Genomic DNA, 23,726 nt, shown 5'->3' with positions numbered 1-23,726 from the left:
CCGTACCGCCGTGGTGGGTTGAGCCGCCACCGACAGTAACGGCCCTGCTGGAGTCCGAGTTCGGTATATCGACAACTTCGAACAGGACCTGACGCACTCCCTCAGTTCGCGCACCGCACGTCGTCCCGAGGAAGGTCACGGCCATGCCGAACCCGTATGTGTCTGCCACGGACCGTCTTGTCAGTCGCCGCCGTCTCCTGGAGGGAGGGGCCGCCGTCCTCGGTGCGCTCGCCCTGTCCGGGGCCTCCCACACGGCACGCGCGGCGGCGGACGACTCCCCGGGCTCCCCGGGCTCCCCGGGCTCCCCGGAGTGGAACGGCGACATCGCCCTCTTCGAGGTGGGCACCGAGCCGCCGCACACCACGCTGATGCCGTACGCGAACGTCGGACAGGCCCTGGCCGCCGACCGCACGCGCTCGCCGTACCGGCTGAGCCTCGACGGCAAGTGGAAGTTCGCCTACGCCGACCGCCCCGACGACCGGGACCCCGACTTCCACCGCACCGACGTCGACGACCGCGACTGGGACACCATCCCCGTCCCCTCCGCCTGGCAGCTGCACGGCTACGACTTCCCCATCTACGTCAACATCACCTACCCGTGGTGGGGCCCCAACGGCCTGGGCGAGGAGCCGCAGCCGCCCAAGGCCCCGACGCTCTACAACCCCGTCGGCCAGTACCGGCGGACCTTCACGCTCCCCCGGCACTGGGACGGCCGGCGGACCTTCCTGCACTTCGAGGGCGTCAAGTCCGCCCACTATGTATGGATCAACGGGGAGTTGGTGGGCTACCACGAGGACTCCTTCACCCCCGCCGAGTACGACATCACCGAGCACCTCAAGCCCGGCCGCAACCAGATCGCGGTGGAGGTCTACCGCTACTCCGACGGCGACTGGCTGGAGGACCAGGACATGATCCGGCTGAGCGGCATCTTCCGCTCGGTCTACCTGTACTCCACCCCGGCCGTGCGCCTGCGCGACTTCAAGCTGGAAACCCCGCTGAGCGACGACTACACGGCCGCCGAGCTGTCGGTCACCGCGAGCGTGCGCGCCTACGGGGGCGACGGTGGACCGGGGTCGTACACCGTCGAGACCCAGCTGTACGACGCGCGCGGGCACGCCGTCTGGTCCCGGCCGCTCCAGCAGACCGCCGACGTCGGCCCGGCCGGCGAGGACATCACCGTCCGGGCCGCCAGATCCGTCCCCGCGCCGAAGCTCTGGTCGGCCGAGCAGCCGTACCTCTACACCGCGGTCCTGCGGCTGCGCGACCGTGCCGGAAGGATGATCGAGACGCTCTCGCACCGGGTCGGCCTGCGCGAGTTCGCGCTGAAGGACGGGCTGATGCGGATCAACGGCAAGCCCGTCTCCTTCCGGGGCACCAACCGGCACGAGATGCACCCCGACCGCGGCATGTCGCTCACCCGCGCGGACATGGTCGAGGACATCGAGGTCATCAAGCGGCTGAACATGAACTCCGTCCGCACCTCGCACTACCCCGACAACCCGATCTGGCTCGAACTCGCCGACGAGTACGGCCTGTACATCGTCGACGAGACCAACCTCGAAACTCACGGCATCCGCGGCGAGTACCCCGGCAACCACGCCGACTGGACCGAGGCGTGCGTGGCCCGCGCCCGGAACATGGTCCACCGCGACAAGAACCACGCCTCGGTGGTCATCTGGTCCCTCGGCAACGAGGCCGGCGGCGGCAGCACGTTCGTCGCCATGCACGACTGGATCAAGTCGTACGACGCGACGCGGGTCGTCCAGTACGAGGGCGACGACCGCCCGGCGATCAGCGACATCCGTTCCGAGATGTACGACAGCCCCGCGCGCGTCGAGGCCCGCGCGAGGGACACCGCCGACACCCGGCCGTACGTCATGATCGAGTACTCGCACGCGATGGGGAACTCGAACGGCAACTTCAAGAAGTACTGGGACATCGTCCGCCGCTACGACGTCCTCCAGGGCGGCTGGATCTGGGACTTCCAGGACCAGGCCCTGAGCCTGCCCACCCCGGCGCGCACGCTGCTGACCGAGACCGGCCCCGGCGGGCTGCGCGGCGAACTCCTCGCCTCCAGCGGCACTTTCACCCGAGACAAGGGCATCTCCGGCAGCACCGTCTTCGCCCGCGACGCGAGCCTCGACCTCACCGGCTCCCTGACGCTGGAGGCATGGGTCACCCCGCACGTGCTCGGCTACCACCAGCCGATCCTCGCCAAGGGCGACACCCAGTACGCCCTGAAGCAGACCAACGAAAACCTGGAGTTCTTCATCCACGGCGGCGGCCAATGGGTCAGCGCGAGCTGGGCGCTGCCGGACGACTGGACGGGCACCGAGCACCACATCGCGGGCGTCTTCGACGCGGAGGCGGGCACCCTGACCCTTCACGTCGACGGCGCGGTCAAGGCCACCCGCACCACCACCCGGAAACCCGGCAGCAACACCGCACGCCTCACGCTCGCCACCGACGCCGACAACATGACCAGGGAGTTCAGCGGCACCGTCCGGCGGGCCCGCGTGTATGCCCGCGCCCTGAGCGCCGCCGAGCTGGCCTCAGGGAGCCGGGGCCCCGGGGACGAGGGCGTGCGGTTCTGGTTCGACGCGGCCACCGTCGGACTGACCGAGAAGCGGTCGCGCGAGAAGACGTTCTTCGCGTACGGCGGCGACTGGGGCGACAACCCCAACGACGGGAACTTCGTCGCCAACGGCATCGTCACCGCCGACCGCGCCCACACCGGCAAGGCCGCCGAGGTCAAGCAGATCTACCAGGCGATCAACGCCGCACCGGCCGAGGGCGCCCCCGGCACGGTCACCCTCACCAACGAGTACCTGTTCACCAACCTCCGCGAGTTCGATGGAAGTTGGGCACTCGTCGCCGACGGCAAGGTCATACGGCGCGGGAGGCTGACCCGTGATCAGCTGGACCTCGGGCCGCTGGCCGGCAAGGAGATCACCGTGCCCGTACGGCTGCCGTCCCGGCCGGCGCCCGGCACGGAGTACTTCCTGCAACTGTCGTTCACCACCAAAGAGTCCACGAAGTGGGCGAAGGTCGGCTTCGAGGTCGCCAAGCAGCAACTCGCCCTCGACGCGGGCAGCCCCGCCGTGACGCCCGTACCGCTGGAGAGGGTGCCGGCCCTGCGCTATGTCGACGGCGACGCGTCCGTCACCGTCAGGGGCAGGGGCTTCTCGGTCACCGTCGACAAGGGCAGCGGCGTCATCACGTCGTACGAGGCCCGAGGCGTACGCCTGATCACCTCGGGGCCCGCGCCGAACTTCTGGCGGGCGCCGACCGACAACGACAAGGGCAACGGCCAGCACCTACGCAACCAGACCTGGCGCGACGCCGGAGCGCGCCGCAAGGTGACGGACGTGAGCGTGCGCGGGCTGCGCGACAGGGCCGTCGAGATCAAGGTCGGCGGCACGCTCCCCACCACCGTCGAGTCCACGTACACCACCACGTATACGGTCTTCGGCAACGGCGAGATCAAGGTCGACAACACCCTGCACCCGGGCGCGGCGAGCCTGCCGTACATCCCCGAGGTCGGCACCCTGCTCTTCCTGCCGGGCCGCCTGGAGTGCCTGCACTACTACGGCCGCGGGCCCGAGGAGAACCACTGGGACCGCAACAACGGCACCGACGTGGGCCGGTACTCCGGCACCGTCTCCGGCCAGTGGACGCCCTACGCCCGCCCGCAGGAGAACGGCAACAAGACCGACGTCCGCTGGGTCGCGCTCACGGGCCGCCACGGCACCGGTCTCCTCGTCAGCGGCGAACCCCTCCTTGAGGTCAACGCCTCGCACTTCACCCCGGAGGACCTGTCGGCCGGGGTACGCCACGACTACCAGCTCACCCCGCGCGACGAGGTCGTCCTGCGCCTGAACCACCGGCAGATGGGCGTGGGCGGCGACAACAGCTGGGGCGCGCACACCCACGACGAGTTCAAGCTCTTCGCCGACCGCGACTACTCCTACGCCTACCGGCTGCGCCCCCTCACCGACGTCGGCGACGCGATGGCGGCGTCCCGCAGGCCGACGGCGGGGGAGTTCTCCGCGTAGCGCCGGACGACCGGGCGGCAGACAGCGGCCGTCCGGTTCGGCGGAGCGCCGGATGCGGCGGCGATGCCCCGCGACCGGCGCTCCCGCGCTTTCGTGAGCGGCTCGAATTTGTGAGCGGCTCGAAGACCAACCCGCGCGCCGCGGCTTTCGCACGCCCCCGCGCGACTCCGTCACGGTCAGGCGCGTGAGGCCTGGTCCGCGTCCTCCTCGGGGGTGTCGCTGATGCCCAGCCGCAGATGCTCCACGTGGTACACGGCCTGATCGAGCAGTTCGGCGACATGGTGATCGTGCAGGGCGTACACCACCGAACGGCCGCGCCGTTCACCGACGACCAGTCCCAGGTTCCGCAGCAGCCGCAGCTGGTGCGAGCACGCGGACTGTTCCATGCCGACCTCGGCCGCCAACTCCGTCGCGGGCAGCGGGCCTTCGCGCAGCCGCGCGAGGATCAGCAGGCGGGAGGGGGTGGACAGGGCCTGGAGCGTGGTGGCGACCTTCGCGACGTTGTCCGCGTCGAGGCGCACGCGAGGGGTGACGTCCTGCGCGGCGGTGACGGCTCCATGACCCATGGCGAGTATCTTACTCATCGCACATGAAGGCATGAATGAGTCTTCATGTGTTCCTGTATGGTGTCCCGCGTGTCCGCCACTCTCACTGCATCCCCGGTCCGCTCGTCCTCCTCGACGGCCCCCCGGCGCCGTACCCGCCTCCTCGCCCTCCCCGAGGCCCGCTGGGCCCTTGCCTCGACCGTCGCCTTCCTGATCGCGTTCCCGCTGGATCTCGCCGGCGTCTCCGCCTGGCTGTACGGCCCGCTGTACGTGATCGCGTACGCGGCCGGCGGCTGGGAACCCGCCCTCGAAGGGCTGCGGGCCCTGCGCGAGAAGTCCCTCGACGTCGACCTGCTGATGATCGTCGCGGCGCTCGGCGCGGCCGCGATCGGCCAGGTCCTCGACGGCGGCCTGCTCATCGTCATCTTCGCCACCTCCGGCGCACTGGAGGCCCTGGCGACCGCCCGGACCGCCGACTCGGTGCGCGGCCTGCTCGACCTCGCGCCGACCACGGCCACCCGCTTGTCGCCGGACGGGTCCGAGGAGACCGTCCCCACCGATCAACTCGCCGTCGGGGACGTGCTGTTGATCCGTCCCGGCGAGCGCATCGGCGCCGACGGCCAAGTCCTGGATGGCGAGAGCGAGGCCGACCAGGCCACCATCACCGGCGAACCCCTGCCCGTCTCCAAGGCCCCCGGCGACGAGGTCTTCGCGGGCACCCTCAACGGCACCGGAGCCCTGCGCGTCCGCGTCGAACGCGACCCCTCCGACTCCGTGATCGCCCGCATCGTGACCCTGGTGGAGGAGGCGTCCCGTACCAAGGCGCCGACCCAGCTGTTCATCGAGAAGATCGAGCAGCGGTACGCGGTCGGCGTGGTCGCCGCCACGCTGGCCGTCTTCACCGTGCCGCTCGCCTTCGGCGCCGATCTGACCAGCGCGCTGCTCCGTGCGATGACCTTCATGATCGTCGCCTCACCGTGCGCGGTCGTCCTGGCCACCATGCCGCCACTGCTGTCCGCCATCGCCAACGCCGGCCGGCACGGTGTGCTCGTCAAGTCGGCCGTCGCCATGGAACGCCTCGGCGAGATCGACATGGCCGCCCTCGACAAGACGGGCACCCTGACCGAGGGCACGCCCGAGGTGACGGTCGTACGTCCGCTGCCGGGCTCCGGGCTCGACGAGGACGCGCTGCTCGGCCTGGCCGCGGCCGCCGAGCATCCGAGTGAACATCCGCTGGCCCGCGCCGTCGTGGCCGCCGCCCGGACCCGTGCGCTGCGCATTGCCCCCGCCGAGGACTTCGTGGCTCTGCCCGGGCGGGGGGTGAGCGCGACTGTCGAGGGGCGAGTGGTGACGGTCGGGCGGCCGGGGCAGTACGGGGACGGCGGTGACGGCACGGTGGTGCTCGTCTCCCGGGACGGCATCCCCGTGGGCACGCTCGCCCTGACGGACCGGCTTCGTCATGACGCTGCCGCTGCGGTGGGCGCGCTGGCCTCTGTGACCGGGAGGTCTCCCGCGCTGCTCACCGGTGACAATCCGCAGGCCGCGGCCCAGGTGGCCGCCGACACCGGGATCACCGACGTGCGGGCTGGGCTCCTGCCGGAAGGCAAGGTGGATGCCGTACGGGATCTTCAGCGGGGCTCGGGCAAGGTGCTCTTTGTCGGTGACGGCGTCAATGACGCGCCGGCGCTGGCCGCTGCGCATTCGGGGGTGGCGATGGGGCGTGCGGGGTCTGATCTTGCGTTGGAGACGGCGGACGCGGTTGTTGTGCGGGATGAGTTGACGGCGATCCCTGCGGTGGTGCGGCTGTCCTGTGCGGCCCGCCGCCTGGTTGTCCAGAACCTGGTCATCGCCGGGGTGTGCATTGTCGTGCTCGTGGTGTGGGACTTGGCGTGGCATCTGCCGTTGCCGCTCGGGGTGGCGGGGCATGAAGGGTCCACTGTGTTGGTGGGGCTGAATGGGCTGCGGTTGTTGCGGGAGTCTGCGTGGCGGAAGGCTGTGGGGGGGCCTGAGGGGGAGGGGCGATAGGTAAGTCGGGCGGCTGCGGGTTGTTTGTGGCTTGTCGCGTCCACGCGGCGGAGCCGCAAAATGTCACAGCCCCACGCCCCTTGCCGGGCCACCCGCTGGCTACAGGGCGTCCCACATTGATGTCGGATTCTCGCCAGCCCTGGTGCCAAGGGTGGCCGATGCTTGAGCCATGCGGAACGGGATGCACAGTGACATCGAGGGCTGCGTGCGGGCCGTGCGGTCGAAGGACGCGCGGTTCGACGGGTGGTTCTTCACGGCGGTTCTGACGACGGGGATCTACTGCCGGCCGAGCTGTCCGGCCGTGCCGCCGAAGGCGGAGAACATGACGTTCCATCCGAGCGCGGCGGCGTGCCAGCAGGCCGGGTTCAGGGCGTGCAAGCGGTGCCGCCCGGACACGAGCCCCGGTTCGCCGGAGTGGAACCAGCGGGCGGATGCCGTGGCCCGTGCGATGCGGCTCATCGGTGACGGGGTGGTGGACCGCGAGGGGGTGCCGGGGCTCGCGCGGCGGCTCGGGTACAGCACCCGGCAGATCGAGCGGCAGCTCCTCGCCGAGCTGGGTGCGGGGCCGCTGGCGCTCGCCCGGGCCCAGCGCGCGCAGACGGCGCGGCTGCTCATCGAGACGACGGCGCTGCCGATGGCGGAGATCGCGTTCGCGGCCGGGTTCGCGTCGATCCGTACCTTCAACGACACCGTGCGGGAGGTCTTCGCACTGACCCCGAGCGCGCTGCGCGAGAGAGTGCCCGCGAGGCGGGCCGCCGGCACACCCGGAGTCTTGACACTCCGGCTGCCCTTCCGCGCCCCGCTCAACCCCGACAACCTCTTCGGGCACCTCGCCGCCACCGCCGTACCCGGGGTGGAGGAGTGGCGCGACGGCGCGTACCGGCGCACCCTCCGCCTCCCGTACGGCCATGGAATCGTCGGCCTCACACCGCGGCCCGACCACATCGCCTGCCGGCTCACCCTCAGCGACCTGCGCGATCTGCCCGTCGCCATCAGCCGCTGCCGGCGCATGCTCGACCTGGACGCCGACCCGGTGGCGGTCGACGAGCAGCTGCGCACGGACCCGTTGCTGGCGCCGCTGGTGGACAAGACGCCGGGCCGCCGGGTGCCGCGTACGGTCGACGAGGCGGAGTTCGCCGTACGGGCCGTGCTGGGACAACAGGTCTCCACAGCCGCCGCCCGCACTCACGCGGCCCGCCTGGTCACCGCGCACGGCGAACCGGTCGACGACCCCGAGGGCGGCCTCACCCACCTCTTCCCGGCTCCCGGGGCACTCGCCGCCCTCGACCCGGAGTCGCTGGCGATGCCTCGTAGCCGCCGGACCACCTTCACCACGCTCGTCGGCCAACTCGCCGATGGAGCACTCCACTTGGGTGTCGACAGCGACTGGGCGGAGACCCGCGCCCGATTGCTGGACCTCCCCGGCTTCGGCCCCTGGACGGCCGACGTCATCGCCATGCGCGCCCTCGGCGACCCGGACGCCTTCCTCGCCACCGACCTCGGAATCCGGCGCGCGGCACAGGAGTTGGGGCTGCCGTCCACGCCCGCCGCGCTCACGGCACGCGCGGCGGCCTGGCGGCCGTGGCGGGCGTACGCGGTCCAGTACCTGTGGGCGACCGACGGTCACCCGATCAACTTCCTTCCCGTATAAGGGCTTTCCTGTAAGGACGTTCGATGAATTCGATGAAGCAGCACACCGTGACCGACAGCCCGTACGGCCCTCTCACCCTCGTCGCCACCGACGGCGTCCTGTCCGGCCTCTACATGACCGGCCAGCGCCACCGCCCGCCGGAGGAGACCTTCGGCATGGGGGTCCCCCCGCGCGAGCGAAGCCGAGCGTGGGGGAGCGACGACACACCCTTCGCCGAGGCGGAGGAACAGCTGGAGGCCTACTTCGCGGGCGAGTTGAAGGAGTTCACCCTCGAACTCCGCCTGGACGGCACGCCCTTCCAGCGCGGCGTCTGGGAGCAACTGCGCCGCATCCCCTACGGCGAGACCCGCTCGTACGGCGAACTGGCCGAGGCTCTCGGCAACCCGGCCGCCGCTCGCGCGGTCGGACTCGCCAACGGCAAGAACCCGGTCGGCATCATCGTCCCCTGTCACCGCGTCGTCGGTGCCAACGGCAGCCTCACCGGTTACGGCGGCGGCCTGGACCGCAAGAAGCGGCTGCTGGACTTCGAGAACGGGAGCGCCCTCTTCTAAGCGGCCTCGGGGGCTTGGGCGATCCGCCGCAGCAGTGCCGGCAGCGCGGTCCCGATCGGCTCCCGTACGACCTCGTCGGCCCGGTCGTCGTACGGGGTGGGCTCGGCATTGACGATGACCAGCCGCGCGCCGTGGTCGACGGCGATACCGGCGAGCCCCGCCGCGGGCTGCACCTGCAGACTCGTACCGACCGCGATGAACACCTGGCAGGCCTTGGTGATCGCGACGGCTTCGCCGAGGACCACGGGGTCGAGCCGCTCACCGAACATCACGGTCGCCGACTTGAGGACTCCGCCGCACTCCAGGCACGGCGGATCGTGCTCACCGGCCGCGACCCGGGCCAGCGCGTCCTCCATCGGCGCCTTCGCACGGCACGCGGTGCACTGCACGCTGCGCGCGGTCCCATGGAGTTCGAGCACCTTGCGGTCCGGCATCCCGCCCAGCTGGTGCAGTCCGTCCACGTTCTGAGTGATCACTCGCACCGGCACCCCGGCCCGCTCCAGCTCGGTCACCGCCCGGTGCGCGGCGTTCGGCTCGGCCTTCAGTGTCCGGTTCTCGCGCCGCATCTGCCACGAGCGCCGCCGGATCTCCGGGTCCCCCATGTAGTACTCGTACGTCACGAGCTTCTGGGCCTCCGGGTCCCGCTGCCACAGCCCGTTGGGCCCGCGGTAATCAGGGATTCCGGAATCCGTGGAGACGCCGGCGCCACTGAGGATGGCGACGAGGGGCTTCTTCATGAGCCCGAGGGTAGGTCGCGGACCGGGCAGGAGCGAGCGGATATCCGACCGCGGGTCAGCCCTCGCCGCTGCCCTCGTCCCGGTCCTCGTCCTCGCCGCCGTCCTCGTCGGCGCCCGGCTGGACCGGGCCGAAGGGCTCGATCCTGGGATTCGCGTACGGCCCCGGGCGTCCGGCGTCCCCTGGACCCGTGCCCATGCCTCCTCGACGACCAGGAGGGCGAAGGTGCCCCGGACCGGGTCGACGGGAACCAGGCCGTACGCCGGGTCGACCTCGTCGTCGGCGAGGCCGAACCGGCGCTGGGCGTCCTGGAGGGTCGCGCGTGGCGAGAGGGGCACGGTGACGAGGACGGTACGGCTCTCGGGCGCCGCGGGCCTCCTAGGAGCGGCCGTTGCTCTTGCCGCGTCGGCGCAGGGCTTCCACGACCGACGGGGTGTTGATGATGCCGTATCCGTAGTCGAAGTCGAAGTCGGCGGCTCCCGCGTCGCCCGCTGTACGGCGCAGCAGGGTGCGCATCCGGGAGGGCGGCAACTCGGTGGCCGACAGCCGGCTGCGTACGGCGGCGGCGACGCCCGCGGCGACCGGGCAGGCGGCCGAGGTCCCCGAGCCGGGACTGTTCGCGCCGAACGCCCTGGAGCCGGCGAAGTGGGTGTACATGGCGACATCGGGCTTGCGCCGGCTGAGCCGGTCCGGGCCCTAGGGGGTGTTTCGAAAGTTCCTGTGCGGTGCCCGCGGTGCCCGGTGCGTGCTCTCGGCGCGCCGGACGAAAGCCCTCGTACTGGACGTACTCGGGCTTTCGGCTGGTGCGGCGAGAGTGCGTGCCGGGCGCCGTGGGTGCTGTGCGGGACTTTCGAAACACCCCCTAGGACGAACAGCGAGAAATCCGCGGCCTCAGGCCACCCGGTGGCCGTTCTCCAGCTCGGCCGTCCCCGTGCCCTCCGCCAGCACGTCGAGCGCGGCGAGCACGCGTCGGCCCAGCTCCCCCGGCAGATACTCCTGGAGCTCCTCCCGCGCCACGAGCCGCCACGACAGCAGTTCCTCCTCCTGCAGCCGGATCGCCTTGAACGTGTCCTCGTCGAGGACACCGCCGTCGTAGAGGTACGCCACCATCGGCGGCCGCGCCGTCCCGTGCACCCAGTCCACCGTGAGCAGCCGCCCCAGCGTGACATCCAGCCCGATCTCCTCGGCGGTCTCGCGCCGTGCCCCCTGGCGCGGTGTCTCCCCTTCGTCCGACTCGACCGTGCCGCCCGGCAGCGCCCACCCCTCCCGGTAGTTCGGCTCGACGAGCAGCACCCGCCCGTCGGCGTCCCGGAAGAGCGCGGCGGCACCGGCGAGCACGCGGGGGAGGCCCGCGATGTACGTGGCGAAGTCGTCAGTGGTCACCCTGGAAGGGTAACGAGCCGCGGCGGCGTCCCGGAGCGCGGGACCGGCTAGGCCTGCTGGTCCTCCGCCTCCGTCAACCGCACCGTCCGCTCGGCCAGTTCACTGATCCGCACCCCGTCGAACCCGAACACGGCGCTGCGTACGGTGTCCTCCAGCGGGACCTTCCACTGGGGCGGGATCGCGTCGGCCCCGCACAGCACACCCGCCACCGACCCCGCGGTCGCGCCGTTCGAGTCGGTGTCCAGGCCGCCCCGGACGGTGAGGGCGATCGTCCGGGTGAAGTCGCCGTCGCCGTACAGGAGACCGGCGGTGAGGACGGCGGCGTTCGGGACGGTGTGGATCCAGCCGAGCCCGGAGGTCTCCTTGTCCATGGTGGTGAGCGTGTCCTCCCAGCTCAGCCGGGCCTCGTGGAGCGAGAGCACCCGCCGTACGGTCCGGGCGAGGCGGCTGCTCGCCGGGATCACCGTGAGCGCGGTGTCGATCGCGGAGCGCACGGTCGGCGCGGTGAACGCCGCCGAGATCAGCGCCGCCGCCCACATCGCGCCGTAGACACCGTTGCCGGTGTGAGACAGGGCCGCGTCCCGGCGGGCCAGCGAGGCCGCGCGGCGGGGCATGTCCGGGCAGGTCCAGCCGTAGATGTCGGCGCGGATCAGGGCACCGATCCACTCCTGGTACGGGTTGTCGTACGTGGCGGTCAGCGGCGGCTTGAGCCCGTTGGCTAGGTTGCGGTACGCGGCCCGCTCCGCCGTGAACGTCTGGAGATACGGCAGCCGCAGCAGCCACAGGTCACCGACCTGCTCCGTGCTGAAGCCGAAGCCGTGGGTCTCCAGGAGGTCCAGGCCGAGGATCGCGTAGTCCACGTCGTCGTCGCGGCAGCTGCCGTGGATACGGCCGCGCACGCACTGGCGCCACTCGGGCCGCAGCTCGAAGTCGTCGCTCTCGCGCACGGGCTCCGGCAGATAGTCGGTGAGCGGCAGGGCCGAGGCCTGCCGCAGATAGCGGTCGATGCGGTCCCGCGTCCAGTGGTCTCCTCGCTCGACCGGCTTGCCGAGCATGTTGCCCGCGATCCGGCCCAGCCAGCCCCCGAGGACGCGGTCGGGGAGATCGGTGCCCACAGGGGTCATACGTCCGGTTTACCGAATCCGGCGCCGCTCCGCCCGGTCAACCTCCTCGTTCACCGCGTCAACCTCCGTCCTGAGGTGCGTCAACCTTCGTCCCGGTGTGCGGCAGCATGAGATGTTCGTCTGGTTTACTGCCGGGCGTCCGCTTGGTTCCGGACATCTGCTTGCCACCGCGCACCGCGCGGATCCGTACGTACCCACCCGCTACCAGGAGTGTCATGAACTCGATGAGCCGTACGATCATGCTGGCGGCCTCGTCCCTCGCCGCGCCCCTCGCTTTCCTGTCCGTCGCAGCGGCCCCCGCCCACGCGGCACCCGCCGAACCCCTCGTCCGGACCGGCGACGTCAGCGTTCTCACGGGGGACTTCGACATCCTGGAGGACGTGCTGGAGCACATCAGCATGACCCGCGGCAACGGCACCACGACACACCAGTTGTACGACTCCCGCGGCACCGCCGCACCCGAATGAGGTCCCGCTGACGTCTAGTGGCCGGGGACGTCCACCCTGGGCAGCGGCCCCTTCCTCCGGTTAAGGTCACAGCGGCGCGACTGCCTTGACGTGCGCAAGGCCCAAGAGAACAGGGGAATGCAAGGTGGCGGACGCTGCTGTGAACCGAAAGCCGACGAACGCTCCGACGAACACCCCGCGGGTACTGATCGCCGCGGACAAGTTCAAGGGCTCGCTGACGGCCGTGCAGGTCGCGGAGCGGGTGACGGCGGGGCTGCGCCGTGTGGCGCCCGGGATCGAGGTCGAGGCCCTGCCCGTCGCCGACGGCGGCGACGGGACGGTGGCCGCGGCGGTCGCCGCCGGATTCGAGCGGCGCGAGGTACGGGTCGCCGGGCCGCTGGGCGCGGAGGTCACGGCCGCGTTCGCGCTGCGTGACGGCACGGCGGTGGTGGAGATGGCCGAGGCCAGCGGGTTGCAGCGGCTGCCCGCCGGGGTCTTCGCGCCGCTCACGGCCTCCACATACGGCTCCGGGGAGCTGTTGCGCGCCGCGCTGGACGCCGGGGCGCGCACGATCGTGTTCGGCGTCGGGGGAAGCGCCACGACCGACGGTGGCGCGGGCATGCTGGCCGCGCTGGGCGCGCGCTTCCTGGACACGGACGGTGAGCCGGTGGGGCCCGGTGGCGGGGCGTTGCGCGACGTGGCGAGGGCGGACCTGTCGGGCCTGGACCCGCGCCTGTCCTCGATTGAGTTCGTCCTCGCGAGTGACGTCGACAACCCGCTCACCGGGCCGAAGGGTGCGCCCGCCGTGTACGGGCCGCAGAAGGGGGCCACGCCGGACGACGTCCTGGTGCTGGACGCGGCGCTGGCCCACTTCGCGGACGCCCTGGAGGCGTCGGTCGGTCCCGAGGCCGCCGAGTACGCCCTCGCTCCCGGCGCGGGTGCCGCAGGTGGCATCGGCTACGGAGCCCTCCTCCTCGGCGCCCGCTTCCGACCCGGTATCGAGGTCATGCTCGACGTCCTCGGCTTCGCGCCCGCCCTGGCTCGCGCCACCCTGGTCATCACCGGCGAGGGCTCCCTCGACGAACAGACCCTCCATGGCAAGGCCCCCGCCGGCGTCGCCGCCGCCGCCCGCGCCGCAGACAAGGAGGTCATCGCCGTCTGCGGCCGCCTCGCGCTGCGACCCGACGCCCTCGGCCGCGCCGGAATCCGCCGGGTGTACCCCTTGACCGACGTCGAGCCCGACGTCCAGCGCTGCATCGCCGAGGCCGGACCGATCCTGGAGAACGTGGCGGAGCGGATCGCACACGACTTCCTGACCTGACCGGCGCCGCACCGAACGGCCACCTTCCGCCCCTGGCACCCCCTCACCGCCCCACGCCCGACAACCGATACGCATCCAACGCCAACGTCATCTCGATCAGATCCCGAGGCCGAGCCAGGGACCGCGAGGTCAGTTGTTCCAGTCGCCGCAACCGGTTGAACACCGTGTTGCGGTGGCAGTACAGACGCCCCGCCGCCCGCCCCGCACTGCCTTCGCAGGTCAACCACACGTCGAGCGTCTCCAACAGCACCGCCCGATCGGCCGGTTCGAGTTCCAGCAGCGCACCGAAGACACCGGACACGAGCCGCCCGGCAAGTTCAGGCTGGCTGACGACCAGAGCGGTCGGCATCCGCTGGTCCAGACGGACGACATCCGTCGCGTCCGGCGGGCACGTACGGAGGGCGAGCTCCGCCAGCCGCCGAGCCCGGCCGAGCTCGACGAGACCGGCGACGACGGGGCTGATCCCGCCGGGACCGGAGCACCGCCCCTCCAGGAGACGGGCCACCCCGTCGAGGTCCTGACCAGGACCGAGAGCCACCACCCCCACCTCGCAGTCCGCCCGCATCCGCCAGATGAAACGGAACCCCGCCCCCTCCATCGGCCGCCGCAGCGACTCCCGCCGATCGGCACGCAGCACGACCACCGCGTACGGCCCCCGCTCCGGCAGGTCCAGCCCCGCCGCCGCCCGCGCCGCGAGCCCGGGCGCCTCCTGCCCTTCCAGAAGCGCGTCGAGGAGCGCCTGAAGCTGCTCGTCGGTGCGCCGCCGCAGCTCCATCTCGGTCGCCCGGTACGCGTCCGACGCCGCCGCGGCCTGCGCGTCGATCGCCGACCAGACCATCGTCGCGGAACGCATCAGCGCGGCGAGCCGCTCCGGCTCCCGCCCGTTGGCACCCTCCAGCAGCGCGTCCCACACCAGATAGCCCGCGCTGCGGTAGGCGTGGACGAGCAGCTCCAGCGGCAACCCCTGCTGGGCCCGCCGCCGCCCGGAGTCCTCCGCGTACTCCAGGTCACGGCGCGGCGAGTCCCGGGGCGCGGACAGGGTCTCGATGCCGATCCGCATCGCCTCCTCCGACTCCCGCCAGTGCTGGTCGTGCGGGATGACCTGCCCGTAGACGGGGGAGTGCTCGGTGAGCCGCCCCAGGTGCTCGTCGACGAGTTCGGGCACCCGCTCCAGCAGCGCCGCGCAGGACTCCGCGAGCAGCTTCCAGTCATGGCCGGTACGCCTTCTGCGCGCTCCCATGGGCGGAGGATGCCACCGGTACGCCCCCGCGCACAGGCCCCTGACACGCAGTGTTGTGCGCGCGCACAACACCCGGCCGCCCCCGCTGGTCACCCGCAGCGTTTCGTTCCCGCCCCGTGGACGGGCGCCCGCGCCGGTGCTGTCGTGAGCGCCACACCGAAGGAGGCCACAAGGCGAGGGCGCGTCGGGTGAGGAAAGGGGGGAGCGCCATGGGCGGTTCAGGTTCGGGTTCAGGTCCTGGCCCTGGCTCTGGGGCAGGTTCTGGTTCTGGTGTTGGTGTCGGTTCCGGTCTCGTCGTACAGGAGCTGTCGGTCGGATACGGCCCCGTACGCGCACTGCGCCAGGTTTCGCTGGAGGTGCCCGAGGGAGCCGTGGTGACGGTGCTCGGCGGCAACGGCGCGGGCAAGTCCACGCTGCTGCGGGCCGTGAGCCGCACGCTCACCTTCCACGGCGGCGCCGTCACCGCAGGGACGGTCTCCTTCGGCGGGCGGCGGCTCGACGCGCTGTCGCCGGACCGTGTGGTCGCCGCCGGGGTGTCCCAAGTTCCCGAAGGGCGGCGGGTGTTCGCCCGGATGACGGTCGCCGACAACCTCCGCGCCGGAGCCCTAGGAGCCACCGGCGGACGCGCCGCCCGGAGCACCGCCCTGCGCCGCGTCCACGAACTGTTCCCCGTCCTCGCCGAACGCGCCCAGCAGCGCGCCGGCCTGCTCTCCGGCGGCGAACAGCAGATGCTCGCCGTCGCCCGCGCCCTGATGGCCGCCCCGAGGCTGCTCCTCCTCGACGAGCCGTCCCTCGGCCTCGCCCCGCTGATGGCCGAGCGGATCGCCGACACCGTACGGGAGATCAACGAACAGGGGACGTCCGTGCTGCTCGTCGAGCAGAACGCGGCGCTGGCGCTCCGGCTCGCCTCGACCGCGTACGTCCTCGAAGTGGGCGAAGTGACCCTCTCCGGCCCGGCGGCGGAACTCGCCTCCTCCGACGAGGTCCGCCGCCGCTACCTGGGCGTCGTCGACGAGGAGGCGGCCGCCGACGCTGACCGGGCCCGCCGTACGCACCCGGCGCTGACGCGGTGGAAGGGGTGAGCCACGATGAGTGAGCCGATGAGTGAGCCGTCCGAGGCATCCCAGGGGACCCCGGTCCCTCCCCTCCACGTCAGAGAGCTGACCGTCCGCTTCGCCGGTCTCACCGCCCTCGACTCCGTCACCTTCACCGTCCGCCCCGGCACCGTCCACGCCCTCATCGGTCCCAACGGCGCCGGAAAGTCCACCTGCTTCAACGTCCTCTCCGGCGTCTACCGCGCCACCGCGGGCACCGTCCACTTCGGCGAGCACGAGCTGACCGGCATGCCTCCGCACCGCATCGCCGATCTCGGGGTGGCCCGGATCTTCCAGAATCTCGCCCTGCCGCCGCTGGCCACCGTCGAGGACAGCCTGCTCCTCGGCCGGCACCGGCTCACCCGAACGGGCTTCCTGGCGGCGGGACTCCGGCTTCCGTGGGCGGCCCGTGAGGAGCACAGGCACCGCCAACGGGTCCGCGAGATCGCGGAGTTCGTCGGCATCCAGACGTATCTCGGCCGCCCGGCCGGCTCCCTCCCGTACGGGCAGCAGAAGCTCGCCGAACTCGCTCGCGCGCTGTGCATGGAGCCACGGCTGCTGCTCCTGGACGAGCCGGTGGCCGGTATGACCGCCGACGAGCGGCGGCGGACAGCCGCCGTGATCGCGGGAGTCCGCGACAGCCTCGGCATCTCGATCGTGCTGGTGGAACACGACATGGGGGTGGTGATGCGGCTCGCCGACGCGGTGACCGTACTCGACTTCGGGCGCCGTATCGCGGACGGCGCCCCCGCCGACGTACAGAACGATCCGGCGGTCGTCCGCGCCTACCTGGGGGAGGCGAACGCACAGTGACCACGTTCGCCGAACTGCTCCTCAACGGCATCTCCATGGGGTCCGTGTACGCCCTCATCGCCCTCGGGTTCGTGGTGATCTTCCGGGCCACCGAGGTCGTCAACTTCGCCCACGCGTCACTGCTGTTGGCGGGCGGGTACATCACCGCGACCCTCCACGACGACATCGGCTTCTGGCCCGCGCTGCTCACCGGGATCGCGGGCGCGGCCGTGGTGGGGGCGGCCGTGGAGTTCCTGGTGATGCGGCGGTACCGGGGAGCCGACCACAGCGTGCTGGCCATCGTCACGATCGGCGTGGACATCCTGCTCACCACCGAACTGACCCGCCGCATCGGCACGGACGTCCTCGCCCTCGGCGACCCGTGGGGCGACGCCGTCCTCACGATCGGCTCCATCTCCCTGGCGCACACCCGCATCGCCGCGTTCGTGGCCGCGGCCCTGCTCATCACCGCGTTCCTGCTCGCCTTCCGCTACACCTCCTGGGGCGTCGCGATGCGCGCCGCCGCCGAGAGCGCGGAGACGGCGGCGCTGATGGGCGTACGGCTCGGGAGGGTCTCACTGGGTGCCTGGGCCGTGGCGGGCGGGCTCGCGGCCGTGGCGGCGCTGTTCCTGACGGTCTTCCCGACGCCGGGGCTGGAGCGGGCCACGTCGCTGGCCGCGCTCAAAGCCTTCCCGGCCGCCATCCTCGGCGGCCTCGACTCCACCACCGGCGCCCTCGTCGGCGGACTGCTCGTCGGGGTCACCGAGTCGCTGGCCACCGGCTATCAGAGCGAACTCACCTTCCTCGGGCGGGGGCTCGGCGACCTGGCCCCGTACCTCGTGATGACCGTCATCCTGCTCATCCGGCCCGCCGGGCTGTTCGGCACGAAGGAGCTGGCCCGTGTCTGAGGTCCTCACCCACAGAGCGACGTACAAGCTCGGCCGCCCCTCGTGGTACATCTGGGCCGCCGGCACCGTCGTCCTCCTCGCTCTCCCCTTCTACCTCGACCGCTTCTGGCTCCAGGCGGGCCTCTTCGCGATGGCCGCCGCGATCGGCGCGATCGGCATCAACCTCCTCACCGGAGCCACCGGCCAGCTCTCCATGGGGCACGCCTTCTTCCTCGCGGTCGGCGCGTACGGCTACTGCGTGTTCGCCGCGGACGGGGGCGACGGGCTCGCCGGGCTCGGCCTGCCGACCTGGCTCGCGGCCGGGCTCGCCGTCCTCGTCGCGGGTGCGGCGGGCGGCCTCTTCAGCCCCATCGCCGGACGCCTGCGCGGGGCGTACCTCGGCATCGCGACCCTCGCGCTGATCTTCATCGGGCAGCATGTGCTGTTCAACGCCCGCGACCTGACCGGCGGCTTCAACGGCCGTGACGTACCGCCGCTGAGCCTGTTCGGCCTCACCTTCGACGACAGCGAGCTCGTCGTGGCCGCCGTGCCGTTCGGGTCGGCGGAGAAGCTCTGGTACGTCGGGCTGGTGCTGCTGCTGGGCTGTGGGCTGTTCGCGCGCGGAGTGCTGCGCGGCCGGCCGGGCCGGGCCATGAACGCCATCCGCGACCACCGCATCGCCGCCGGGGTGATCGGCGTGCCCGTGGCCCGCTACCGGGCCGCCGTCTTCGTCCTGTCCTCGATGTACGCGGGGCTCGCCGGGGTCCTGCTGGCACTGGTGTTCCAGCGGACGGTGCCGGACTACTTCGGCATCACGCTCTCCCTCGAATACCTCGCCATGATCGTGATCGGCGGACTCGGCTCGGTCTCCGGCGCGGTGGTCGGCGCCGCCTTCGTCTCCCTGCTGCCGCAGCTGCTGACCCGCTACAGCGACGCGCTGCCCCTGGTCTCCGCCCCCGGCACGGGCGGGATCGCACCGGGCGAGGCGTCCCGGTACCTCTACGGCGCCGCCGTTGTCGCGGTGGTGCTCTTCATGCCGGGCGGCCTGGTCAGGGTGGCCGCCCGGCGTCGCGTCAGGCACGACCCAGGGGAATCAGGGGAGGAACGATGAGGACGACACACATGGCCCGGGTGGCCGCCGGCGCGCTCGCGGCGCTGCTCGTGCTGGCCGGGTGCAGTTCCAAGGCCAACGACGACAGTGACGACCAGCAGGCCACAGGCGGGGTCAAGACGGGTGAGGGCATCTCCGGCAAGACGATCACACTCGGTGTGCTCACCGACATGACCGGCGTGTACGCCACCCTCGGCAAGAGCGTCACCCAGGCCCAGCAGCTGTACGTGAAGCAGCTCAACGCCGACGGGGGTGTCTGCGGCTACAACGTGGCCCTCTCCGTCCGCGACCACGGCTACGACCCGCAGAAGGCCGTCTCCGGGTACACCGAGCTGGAGCCGGAGGTGCTCGGCTTCGCCCAGTTCATCGGCTCGCCGTTCGTCGCCGCTGTCAAGCAGCGCATCGACGGCCAGGACAAGGTGCTCGTGCTGCCGCAGGCCTGGGCGGACTCGCTGCTCGGCAGCCCGTACATCCGGGTCATCGGCTCCACGTACGCCGTCGAGACGATCAACGCCCTCGACTTCCTGATGAAGGAGAAGGGCATCAAGGAGGGCGACAAGATCGGGCACGTGTACTTCGAGGGCGACTACGGCGAGAGCGCCCTCGCCGGCGCCAAGCACATGGCGGAGGAGTCCGGTCTGACCATCGTCGAGCAGAAGATCAAACCGACCGACAACGATATGACCGCCCAGGTCACGGCCCTGCGCAAGGCCGGGGTAGACGCCGTCGTGATCAGCGCGGGCCCGCGCCAGGCAGCCTCCCTCGTCGGCGTCTCCGCGGCCAGTGGCTTCGCTGTCCCGATCATCGGCAACAACTCGGCCTTCGCCCCGCAGCTCCTGGCCACCCAGGCGGGCCCGGCCCTCGCGCAGAACTACTACGTGGCCTCGCCCTCGCTCCCCATCGGCGGTGACACCCCGGAGGCGAAGAAGCTCGTCACCGACTACCAGGCCGCCTACCCGGACGACTCCCTCGACAACGGCGTCGTCGCCGGCTGGACCGCCGCCGCCGTCTTCGGCGAGGCCCTGAAGAAGGCCTGCGAGAGCAAGGACCTCACCAGGGAGGGCGTGGACAAGGCCCTGCTGACCATCGACGACTTCGACATCGGCTTCGGCGTCCCCCAGAACTTCACCGACCCGGCCTCCCCGTCCTCCAAGGAGAGCGTCATCCTCCAGCCGGACAAGGCCGTCACGGGCGGCATGAAGGTCGTACGGGAGGCGGAGGCGTCCGAGGTGGCACAGGCGTACACACCCCAGGCGTGAGCCGTCCGCGGTGAGTCGAACGGGCCGGACCCGCTCGACTCACCGCCGTACGACGTGCCGTGCGTCGCCCAGGCCCGCGCGAAGCCCGCCTCGGCGAGCAGCGCGACGCGCTGGCGATACCGCCTCGGGTACCGAGGCCGTATCCACCCGGCTGCGCCAGGGAGCCGGGGTGCACAGCGCCGCAGGGCCGCGGGTGGGTCCTCCAGGAGGCGGGCCAGGTCCGCCCCACGATCAGGTCGGCCACCCGGGCCCCGCGCTCCAGGCGCTTGACGAGACCCGGTCGGGCGGCCTCCGTCCGGCGGCCGGAGGTGATCAGCCAGGACAGCGCCTGATGCGTGTTGGCCGCCTGAGCGGGACCAGCGAAGAGGCCCCGCCGACAGATCGCAGCCGACCAGCGAGGATCGACGAGCTCGGCGTGCAGAGCCGTCGGATTGCCCGCCCCCCGGCGGCGCGAGTTCGTCGACCGCCCCGGTACACCGAGAGGCCGGTCCAGCAGTTCCGGGTGCCTGCTGGGCTGGGGCATCCGGGGGCGCGCCCCCGGACCGCCATCGTGCCCGGTGAGGGCCGACGCGAAGAGGGCCCGGACCAAGTGGTCCGGGCCCTCTTCGACGTGTACGGCAGAACGACTACGGCAGCTGCGCCGCCCGTGCCTCACGACGGTTGTCACGGAAGTTGTTCACGCGGCGCGCGGTGGCGAACAGCGGGATCACCGCGCCCATGACCAGCTGGAGCGCGCAGCCCGTCTGAAGGAGCAGCTGGCCGCTGGGGGCGCCGAAGGCCCAGGCCGCCAGGAGGCCCATCGACAGCACGATCCAGGAGAGCATCGCCACCGCGAGGCGCCCCCGCGGCTTCGGGTACTCCACGCGGCTGACCATCAGCCACGCGGTACCCAGGATCGCCAGCAGCGTCGCCACGAAGGGCAGCTCCAGCAGCACGATCGCGACCACCGTGAGCGCGCCGAACGGCGACGGCATGCCCTGGAACGTGCCGTCCTTCACCGTCACGCAGGAGAATCTCGCCAGCCTCAGTACGACCGCCAGCAACACCACGATCGCGCCCACCGCCGCCACCCGCTGGTGCGCGTCGTCGGCGACCATGCCGTAGACGAGGACGAAGTACGCCGGTGCCAGGCCGAAGCTGATCAGGTCCGAGAGGTTGTCCAGCTCGGCGCCCATGGGGGAGGAGCGGAGCTTGCGCGCCACCAGGCCGTCGAACAGGTCGAAGACTGCCGCGCACAGCATCAGGATGACCGCCGTGGCGGCGCTGTGCCGGGCCATGCCCGTTTCCTGGCTGCCGGTGAGGTGCGGGATCAGGATGCCGGTGGTGGTGAAGTACACCGCCATGAAGCCGCACGTGGCGTTGCCCAGCGTCAGCGTGTCCGCTATTGAGAGGCGAAGAGAAAGAGGCATCTCCTCCTCGTCGTCCTCGTCCGCCTCCGGCACCCAGCCGGTCTGTGTCTCCGGATCAATCACGGTCAATGCGAGTCACCCCAGCCACGGTCTTCTGACCGACCTCGACCGCGACCTCGACTCCCTCGGGGAGGTAGATGTCGACGCGCGAGCCGAAGCGGATCAGTCCGATCCGGTCGCCCTGCTCCACCTTGGTGCCCTGGGGGATGTAGGGGACGATGCGGCGAGCGACCGCGCCGGCGATCTGGACCATCTCGATGTCACCGAGTTCGGTGTCGAAGTGCCAGACGACGCGCTCGTTGTTCTCGCTCTCCTTGTTGAACGCCGGTACGAACCCACCCGGGATGTGCTCGACCGACGCCACCGTGCCGGAGAGCGGCGCGCGGTTGACGTGGACGTTGAGGGGGCTCATGAAGATCGCGACGCGGGTGCGGCCGTCCTTCCACGGCATGATGCTCTGCACCACTCCGTCGGCGGGCGAGATGACCCGGCCCTGGGCGATCTCGCGCTCGGGGTCGCGGAAGAACCACAGCATGCCCGCCGCGAGCGCGGTGGCGGGCACGGCGACGGCCTTGGCGGCGCCGGACTTGCGCGCGCGTACCAGGCTGAGGGCTGCGGTGGCGACGGTCGGGAGAAGCCACGGCGATGCTCCGCGCGCGAGGCGTACGCCTGCCAGGCTGTCGCGTGGTGCAGAGGTTTGGCTGTGGGGCATGGATGACCTTCGTAGCGGATGATGCCGCGCAGTAACGGGGGACGGCGGCTTTCCGGGGATCGTACCGGTCGCGGGCCACAACTGGGCAAGCCAAGCAGCCGAGTCGGAGGCCGAGAACGGCTGACGGGGTGTGATCTTCTTCTCGGAGAAAACATCCTGAACCAGACATTCAGCCCTGGAGTCGATACTCTTCGAGCAGCCTGCGCCCGATGATCATTTTCTGGATTTCGGCGGTACCTTCACCGATCAACAGCATCGGCGCCTCACGGTAGAGGCGCTCGATCTCGTACTCCTTGGAGAAGCCGTAGCCGCCGTGGATCCGGAATGCGTCCTCGACGACCTCTTTGCAGTATTCGGAGGCGAGGTACTTCGCCATCCCTGCTTCGAGGTCGTTTCGTTCTCCCGAGTCCTTTTTGCGTGCTGCGTTCACCATCATCGCATGGGCGGCCTCGACCTTGGTAGCCATCTCGGCCAGCTTGAACTGAATCGCCTGGTGCTGGGCGATCGGCTTGCCGAAGGTGTGCCGCTGCTGGGCGTACTCGACACCCAGTTCGAACGCACGCTGAGCGACGCCGCAGCCACGCGCCGCCACATTCACCCGGCCGACTTCCACGCCGTCCATCATTTGGTAAAACCCTCGGCCGGTGACCCCGCCGAGCACCCGATTCGCCGGAATGCGCAGTCCGTCCATGATGAGTTCGGTCGTGTCGACGCCCTTGTAACCCATCTTGTCGATCTTCCCGGGAATGGTCAGTCCGGGCCGCACCTCCCCGAACCCGGGCTCCTTCTCCACGAGGAAGGTCGTCATCGACTTGTGGGGTGCTGTGGCTGTTTCTGAACGGGTATGTCCTTCGTCACTTCGGACGAGTACGGCGACGAGTGTTGACGTTCCGCCGTTCGTCAGCCACATCTTCTGACCGTTCAGGACGTACTCGTCGCCGTCCTTGACCGCCTTCGACGTGATCGCCGACACGTCCGAGCCGAGCCCCGGCTCGGACATCGAGAAGGCGCCCCGGATCTCGCCGAGCGCCATCTTCGGCAGGAAGTGGTCCTTCTGCTCCTGCGTGCCGTGCTGCTTGAGCATGTACGCCACGATGAAGTGGGTGTTGATGATGCCGGAGACCGACATCCAGCCGCGCGCGATCTCCTCCACGCACAGCGCGTACGTGAGCAGGGACTCGCCCAGACCGCCGTACTCCTCGGGGATCATCAGCCCGAAGAGACCCAACTCCTTGAGCCCGTCGACGATCTGCTGCGGGTACTCGTCGCGGTGCTCCAGCTCGGTCGCGACCGGGATGATCTCCTTGTCCACGAAGTCCCGGACGGTGGACAGGATTTCCTGCTGGATGTCGGTCAGGCCGGCGGTCTGCGCGAGTCGCGACATGG

General features: G+C 71.0%; 21 protein-coding genes. 11 read left to right on the top strand and 10 right to left on the bottom strand.

Annotated features, from left to right (window positions below; genetic code table 11):
* Positions 1–143 precede the first annotated feature (143 nt).
* Positions 144–4,055: a glycoside hydrolase family 2 TIM barrel-domain containing protein gene (locus tag ACWD3C_RS15820; RefSeq protein ID WP_451144160.1), complete on the top strand. Its 3,912-nt coding sequence runs from the start codon at positions 144–146 to the stop codon at positions 4,053–4,055.
* Positions 4,056–4,231: 176 nt separating this feature from the next.
* On the opposite strand, the gene ACWD3C_RS15815 is transcribed toward ACWD3C_RS15820, so the two are convergent.
* The gene (locus ACWD3C_RS15815) at positions 4,232–4,621 is read right to left on the bottom strand and encodes an ArsR/SmtB family transcription factor (protein WP_451144158.1); all 390 of its coding nucleotides are present in this window, start codon (positions 4,619–4,621) and stop codon (positions 4,232–4,234) included.
* A 57-nt stretch (positions 4,622–4,678) separates the two neighbouring features.
* Here ACWD3C_RS15815 and ACWD3C_RS15810 point away from each other — a divergent pair, with 57 nt between their 5' ends.
* The 3 genes from ACWD3C_RS15810 (at position 4,679) to ACWD3C_RS15800 (ending at position 8,827) form a co-directional block, all read left to right on the top strand.
* A complete protein-coding gene (locus ACWD3C_RS15810; protein WP_451144200.1) occupies positions 4,679–6,625 on the top strand; it encodes a heavy metal translocating P-type ATPase in 1,947 nt (648 codons plus the stop codon).
* A gap of 169 nt (positions 6,626–6,794) precedes the next feature.
* Positions 6,795–8,276 (top strand): AlkA N-terminal domain-containing protein, encoded by a 1,482-nt coding sequence (locus tag ACWD3C_RS15805; RefSeq protein WP_451144156.1) that lies wholly within the window; start codon positions 6,795–6,797, stop codon positions 8,274–8,276.
* A gap of 32 nt (positions 8,277–8,308) precedes the next feature.
* Positions 8,309–8,827, top strand: a complete 519-nt coding sequence (locus ACWD3C_RS15800) for a methylated-DNA--[protein]-cysteine S-methyltransferase (RefSeq protein ID WP_451144198.1) — start codon at positions 8,309–8,311, stop codon at positions 8,825–8,827.
* Here ACWD3C_RS15800 and ACWD3C_RS15795 read toward each other — a convergent pair.
* From ACWD3C_RS15795 to ACWD3C_RS15775, 5 genes are all read right to left on the bottom strand, one after another.
* On the bottom strand, positions 8,824–9,564 hold the full coding sequence (locus ACWD3C_RS15795; protein ID WP_451144154.1) for an SIR2 family NAD-dependent protein deacylase: 741 nt from the start codon (positions 9,562–9,564) through the stop codon (positions 8,824–8,826). The two genes, ACWD3C_RS15800 and ACWD3C_RS15795, sit on opposite strands and share 4 nt — an antisense overlap.
* Positions 9,565–9,619: 55 nt before the next feature.
* Positions 9,620–9,760, bottom strand: a complete 141-nt coding sequence (locus ACWD3C_RS15790) for a hypothetical protein (RefSeq protein ID WP_451144152.1) — start codon at positions 9,758–9,760, stop codon at positions 9,620–9,622.
* Positions 9,761–9,940: 180 nt separating this feature from the next.
* Positions 9,941–10,219 (bottom strand): S8 family serine peptidase, encoded by a 279-nt coding sequence (locus tag ACWD3C_RS15785; protein ID WP_451144150.1) that lies wholly within the window; start codon positions 10,217–10,219, stop codon positions 9,941–9,943.
* Between the two features lie 234 nt (positions 10,220–10,453).
* Positions 10,454–10,945, bottom strand: coding sequence for an NUDIX domain-containing protein (locus ACWD3C_RS15780; protein WP_451144148.1), 492 nt, complete (start codon positions 10,943–10,945; stop codon positions 10,454–10,456).
* Between the two features lie 47 nt (positions 10,946–10,992).
* Positions 10,993–12,069: an ADP-ribosylglycohydrolase family protein gene (locus tag ACWD3C_RS15775; RefSeq protein ID WP_451144146.1), complete on the bottom strand. Its 1,077-nt coding sequence runs from the start codon at positions 12,067–12,069 to the stop codon at positions 10,993–10,995.
* A gap of 215 nt (positions 12,070–12,284) precedes the next feature.
* On the opposite strand from ACWD3C_RS15775, the gene ACWD3C_RS15770 reads away from it, so the two are divergent.
* Positions 12,285–12,536 carry a hypothetical protein gene (locus ACWD3C_RS15770; RefSeq protein WP_451144144.1) on the top strand — a complete coding sequence of 84 codons (252 nt, stop codon included), beginning with the start codon at positions 12,285–12,287 and terminating at the stop codon, positions 12,534–12,536.
* A gap of 139 nt (positions 12,537–12,675) precedes the next feature.
* The gene (locus ACWD3C_RS15765) at positions 12,676–13,836 is read left to right on the top strand and encodes a glycerate kinase (protein WP_451144142.1); all 1,161 of its coding nucleotides are present in this window, start codon (positions 12,676–12,678) and stop codon (positions 13,834–13,836) included.
* A gap of 43 nt (positions 13,837–13,879) precedes the next feature.
* On the opposite strand, the gene ACWD3C_RS15760 is transcribed toward ACWD3C_RS15765, so the two are convergent.
* Complete coding sequence (locus tag ACWD3C_RS15760) at positions 13,880–15,076, bottom strand: PucR family transcriptional regulator (protein ID WP_451144140.1); 1,197 nt, start codon at positions 15,074–15,076, stop codon at positions 13,880–13,882.
* 209 nt (positions 15,077–15,285) lie between these two features.
* Between ACWD3C_RS15760 and ACWD3C_RS15755 the strand changes: the two genes are divergently transcribed.
* Genes ACWD3C_RS15755 through ACWD3C_RS15735 form a run of 5 tightly spaced genes read left to right on the top strand, consistent with a single transcriptional unit; the run spans position 15,286 to position 20,219 of the window.
* A complete protein-coding gene (locus ACWD3C_RS15755; protein WP_451144138.1) occupies positions 15,286–16,158 on the top strand; it encodes an ABC transporter ATP-binding protein in 873 nt (290 codons plus the stop codon).
* A gap of 18 nt (positions 16,159–16,176) precedes the next feature.
* The gene (locus ACWD3C_RS15750; RefSeq protein ID WP_451144136.1) at positions 16,177–16,983 is read left to right on the top strand and encodes an ABC transporter ATP-binding protein; all 807 of its coding nucleotides are present in this window, start codon (positions 16,177–16,179) and stop codon (positions 16,981–16,983) included.
* Positions 16,980–17,870 carry a branched-chain amino acid ABC transporter permease gene (locus tag ACWD3C_RS15745; RefSeq protein WP_451144134.1) on the top strand — a complete coding sequence of 297 codons (891 nt, stop codon included), beginning with the start codon at positions 16,980–16,982 and terminating at the stop codon, positions 17,868–17,870. The genes ACWD3C_RS15750 and ACWD3C_RS15745 overlap by 4 nt, the downstream gene beginning before the upstream one ends.
* Positions 17,863–18,960, top strand: a complete 1,098-nt coding sequence (locus ACWD3C_RS15740) for a branched-chain amino acid ABC transporter permease (RefSeq protein ID WP_451144132.1) — start codon at positions 17,863–17,865, stop codon at positions 18,958–18,960. Before ACWD3C_RS15745 ends, ACWD3C_RS15740 begins: the two co-directional genes overlap by 8 nt.
* Positions 18,957–20,219 carry an ABC transporter substrate-binding protein gene (locus ACWD3C_RS15735; protein ID WP_451144130.1) on the top strand — a complete coding sequence of 421 codons (1,263 nt, stop codon included), beginning with the start codon at positions 18,957–18,959 and terminating at the stop codon, positions 20,217–20,219. Before ACWD3C_RS15740 ends, ACWD3C_RS15735 begins: the two co-directional genes overlap by 4 nt.
* A gap of 626 nt (positions 20,220–20,845) precedes the next feature.
* Here the strand turns inward: ACWD3C_RS15735 and pssA are convergent.
* The 3 genes from pssA to ACWD3C_RS15720 all read right to left on the bottom strand — a co-directional run bounded on the left by pssA (position 20,846) and on the right by ACWD3C_RS15720 (position 23,724).
* The gene (pssA, locus tag ACWD3C_RS15730; RefSeq protein ID WP_451144196.1) at positions 20,846–21,661 is read right to left on the bottom strand and encodes a CDP-diacylglycerol--serine O-phosphatidyltransferase; all 816 of its coding nucleotides are present in this window, start codon (positions 21,659–21,661) and stop codon (positions 20,846–20,848) included.
* 22 nt (positions 21,662–21,683) lie between these two features.
* Entirely contained in the window at positions 21,684–22,340 is a 657-nt protein-coding gene (locus ACWD3C_RS15725; protein ID WP_451144128.1) for a phosphatidylserine decarboxylase, read from the bottom strand.
* Between the two features lie 169 nt (positions 22,341–22,509).
* A complete protein-coding gene (locus ACWD3C_RS15720; RefSeq protein WP_451144126.1) occupies positions 22,510–23,724 on the bottom strand; it encodes an acyl-CoA dehydrogenase family protein in 1,215 nt (404 codons plus the stop codon).
* Positions 23,725–23,726: the final 2 nt, after the last annotated feature.

The sequence above is a fragment of the Streptomyces sp. NPDC002845 genome (genome assembly GCF_053591955.1).
This window is presented reverse-complemented; position numbering and strand designations above follow the sequence as displayed.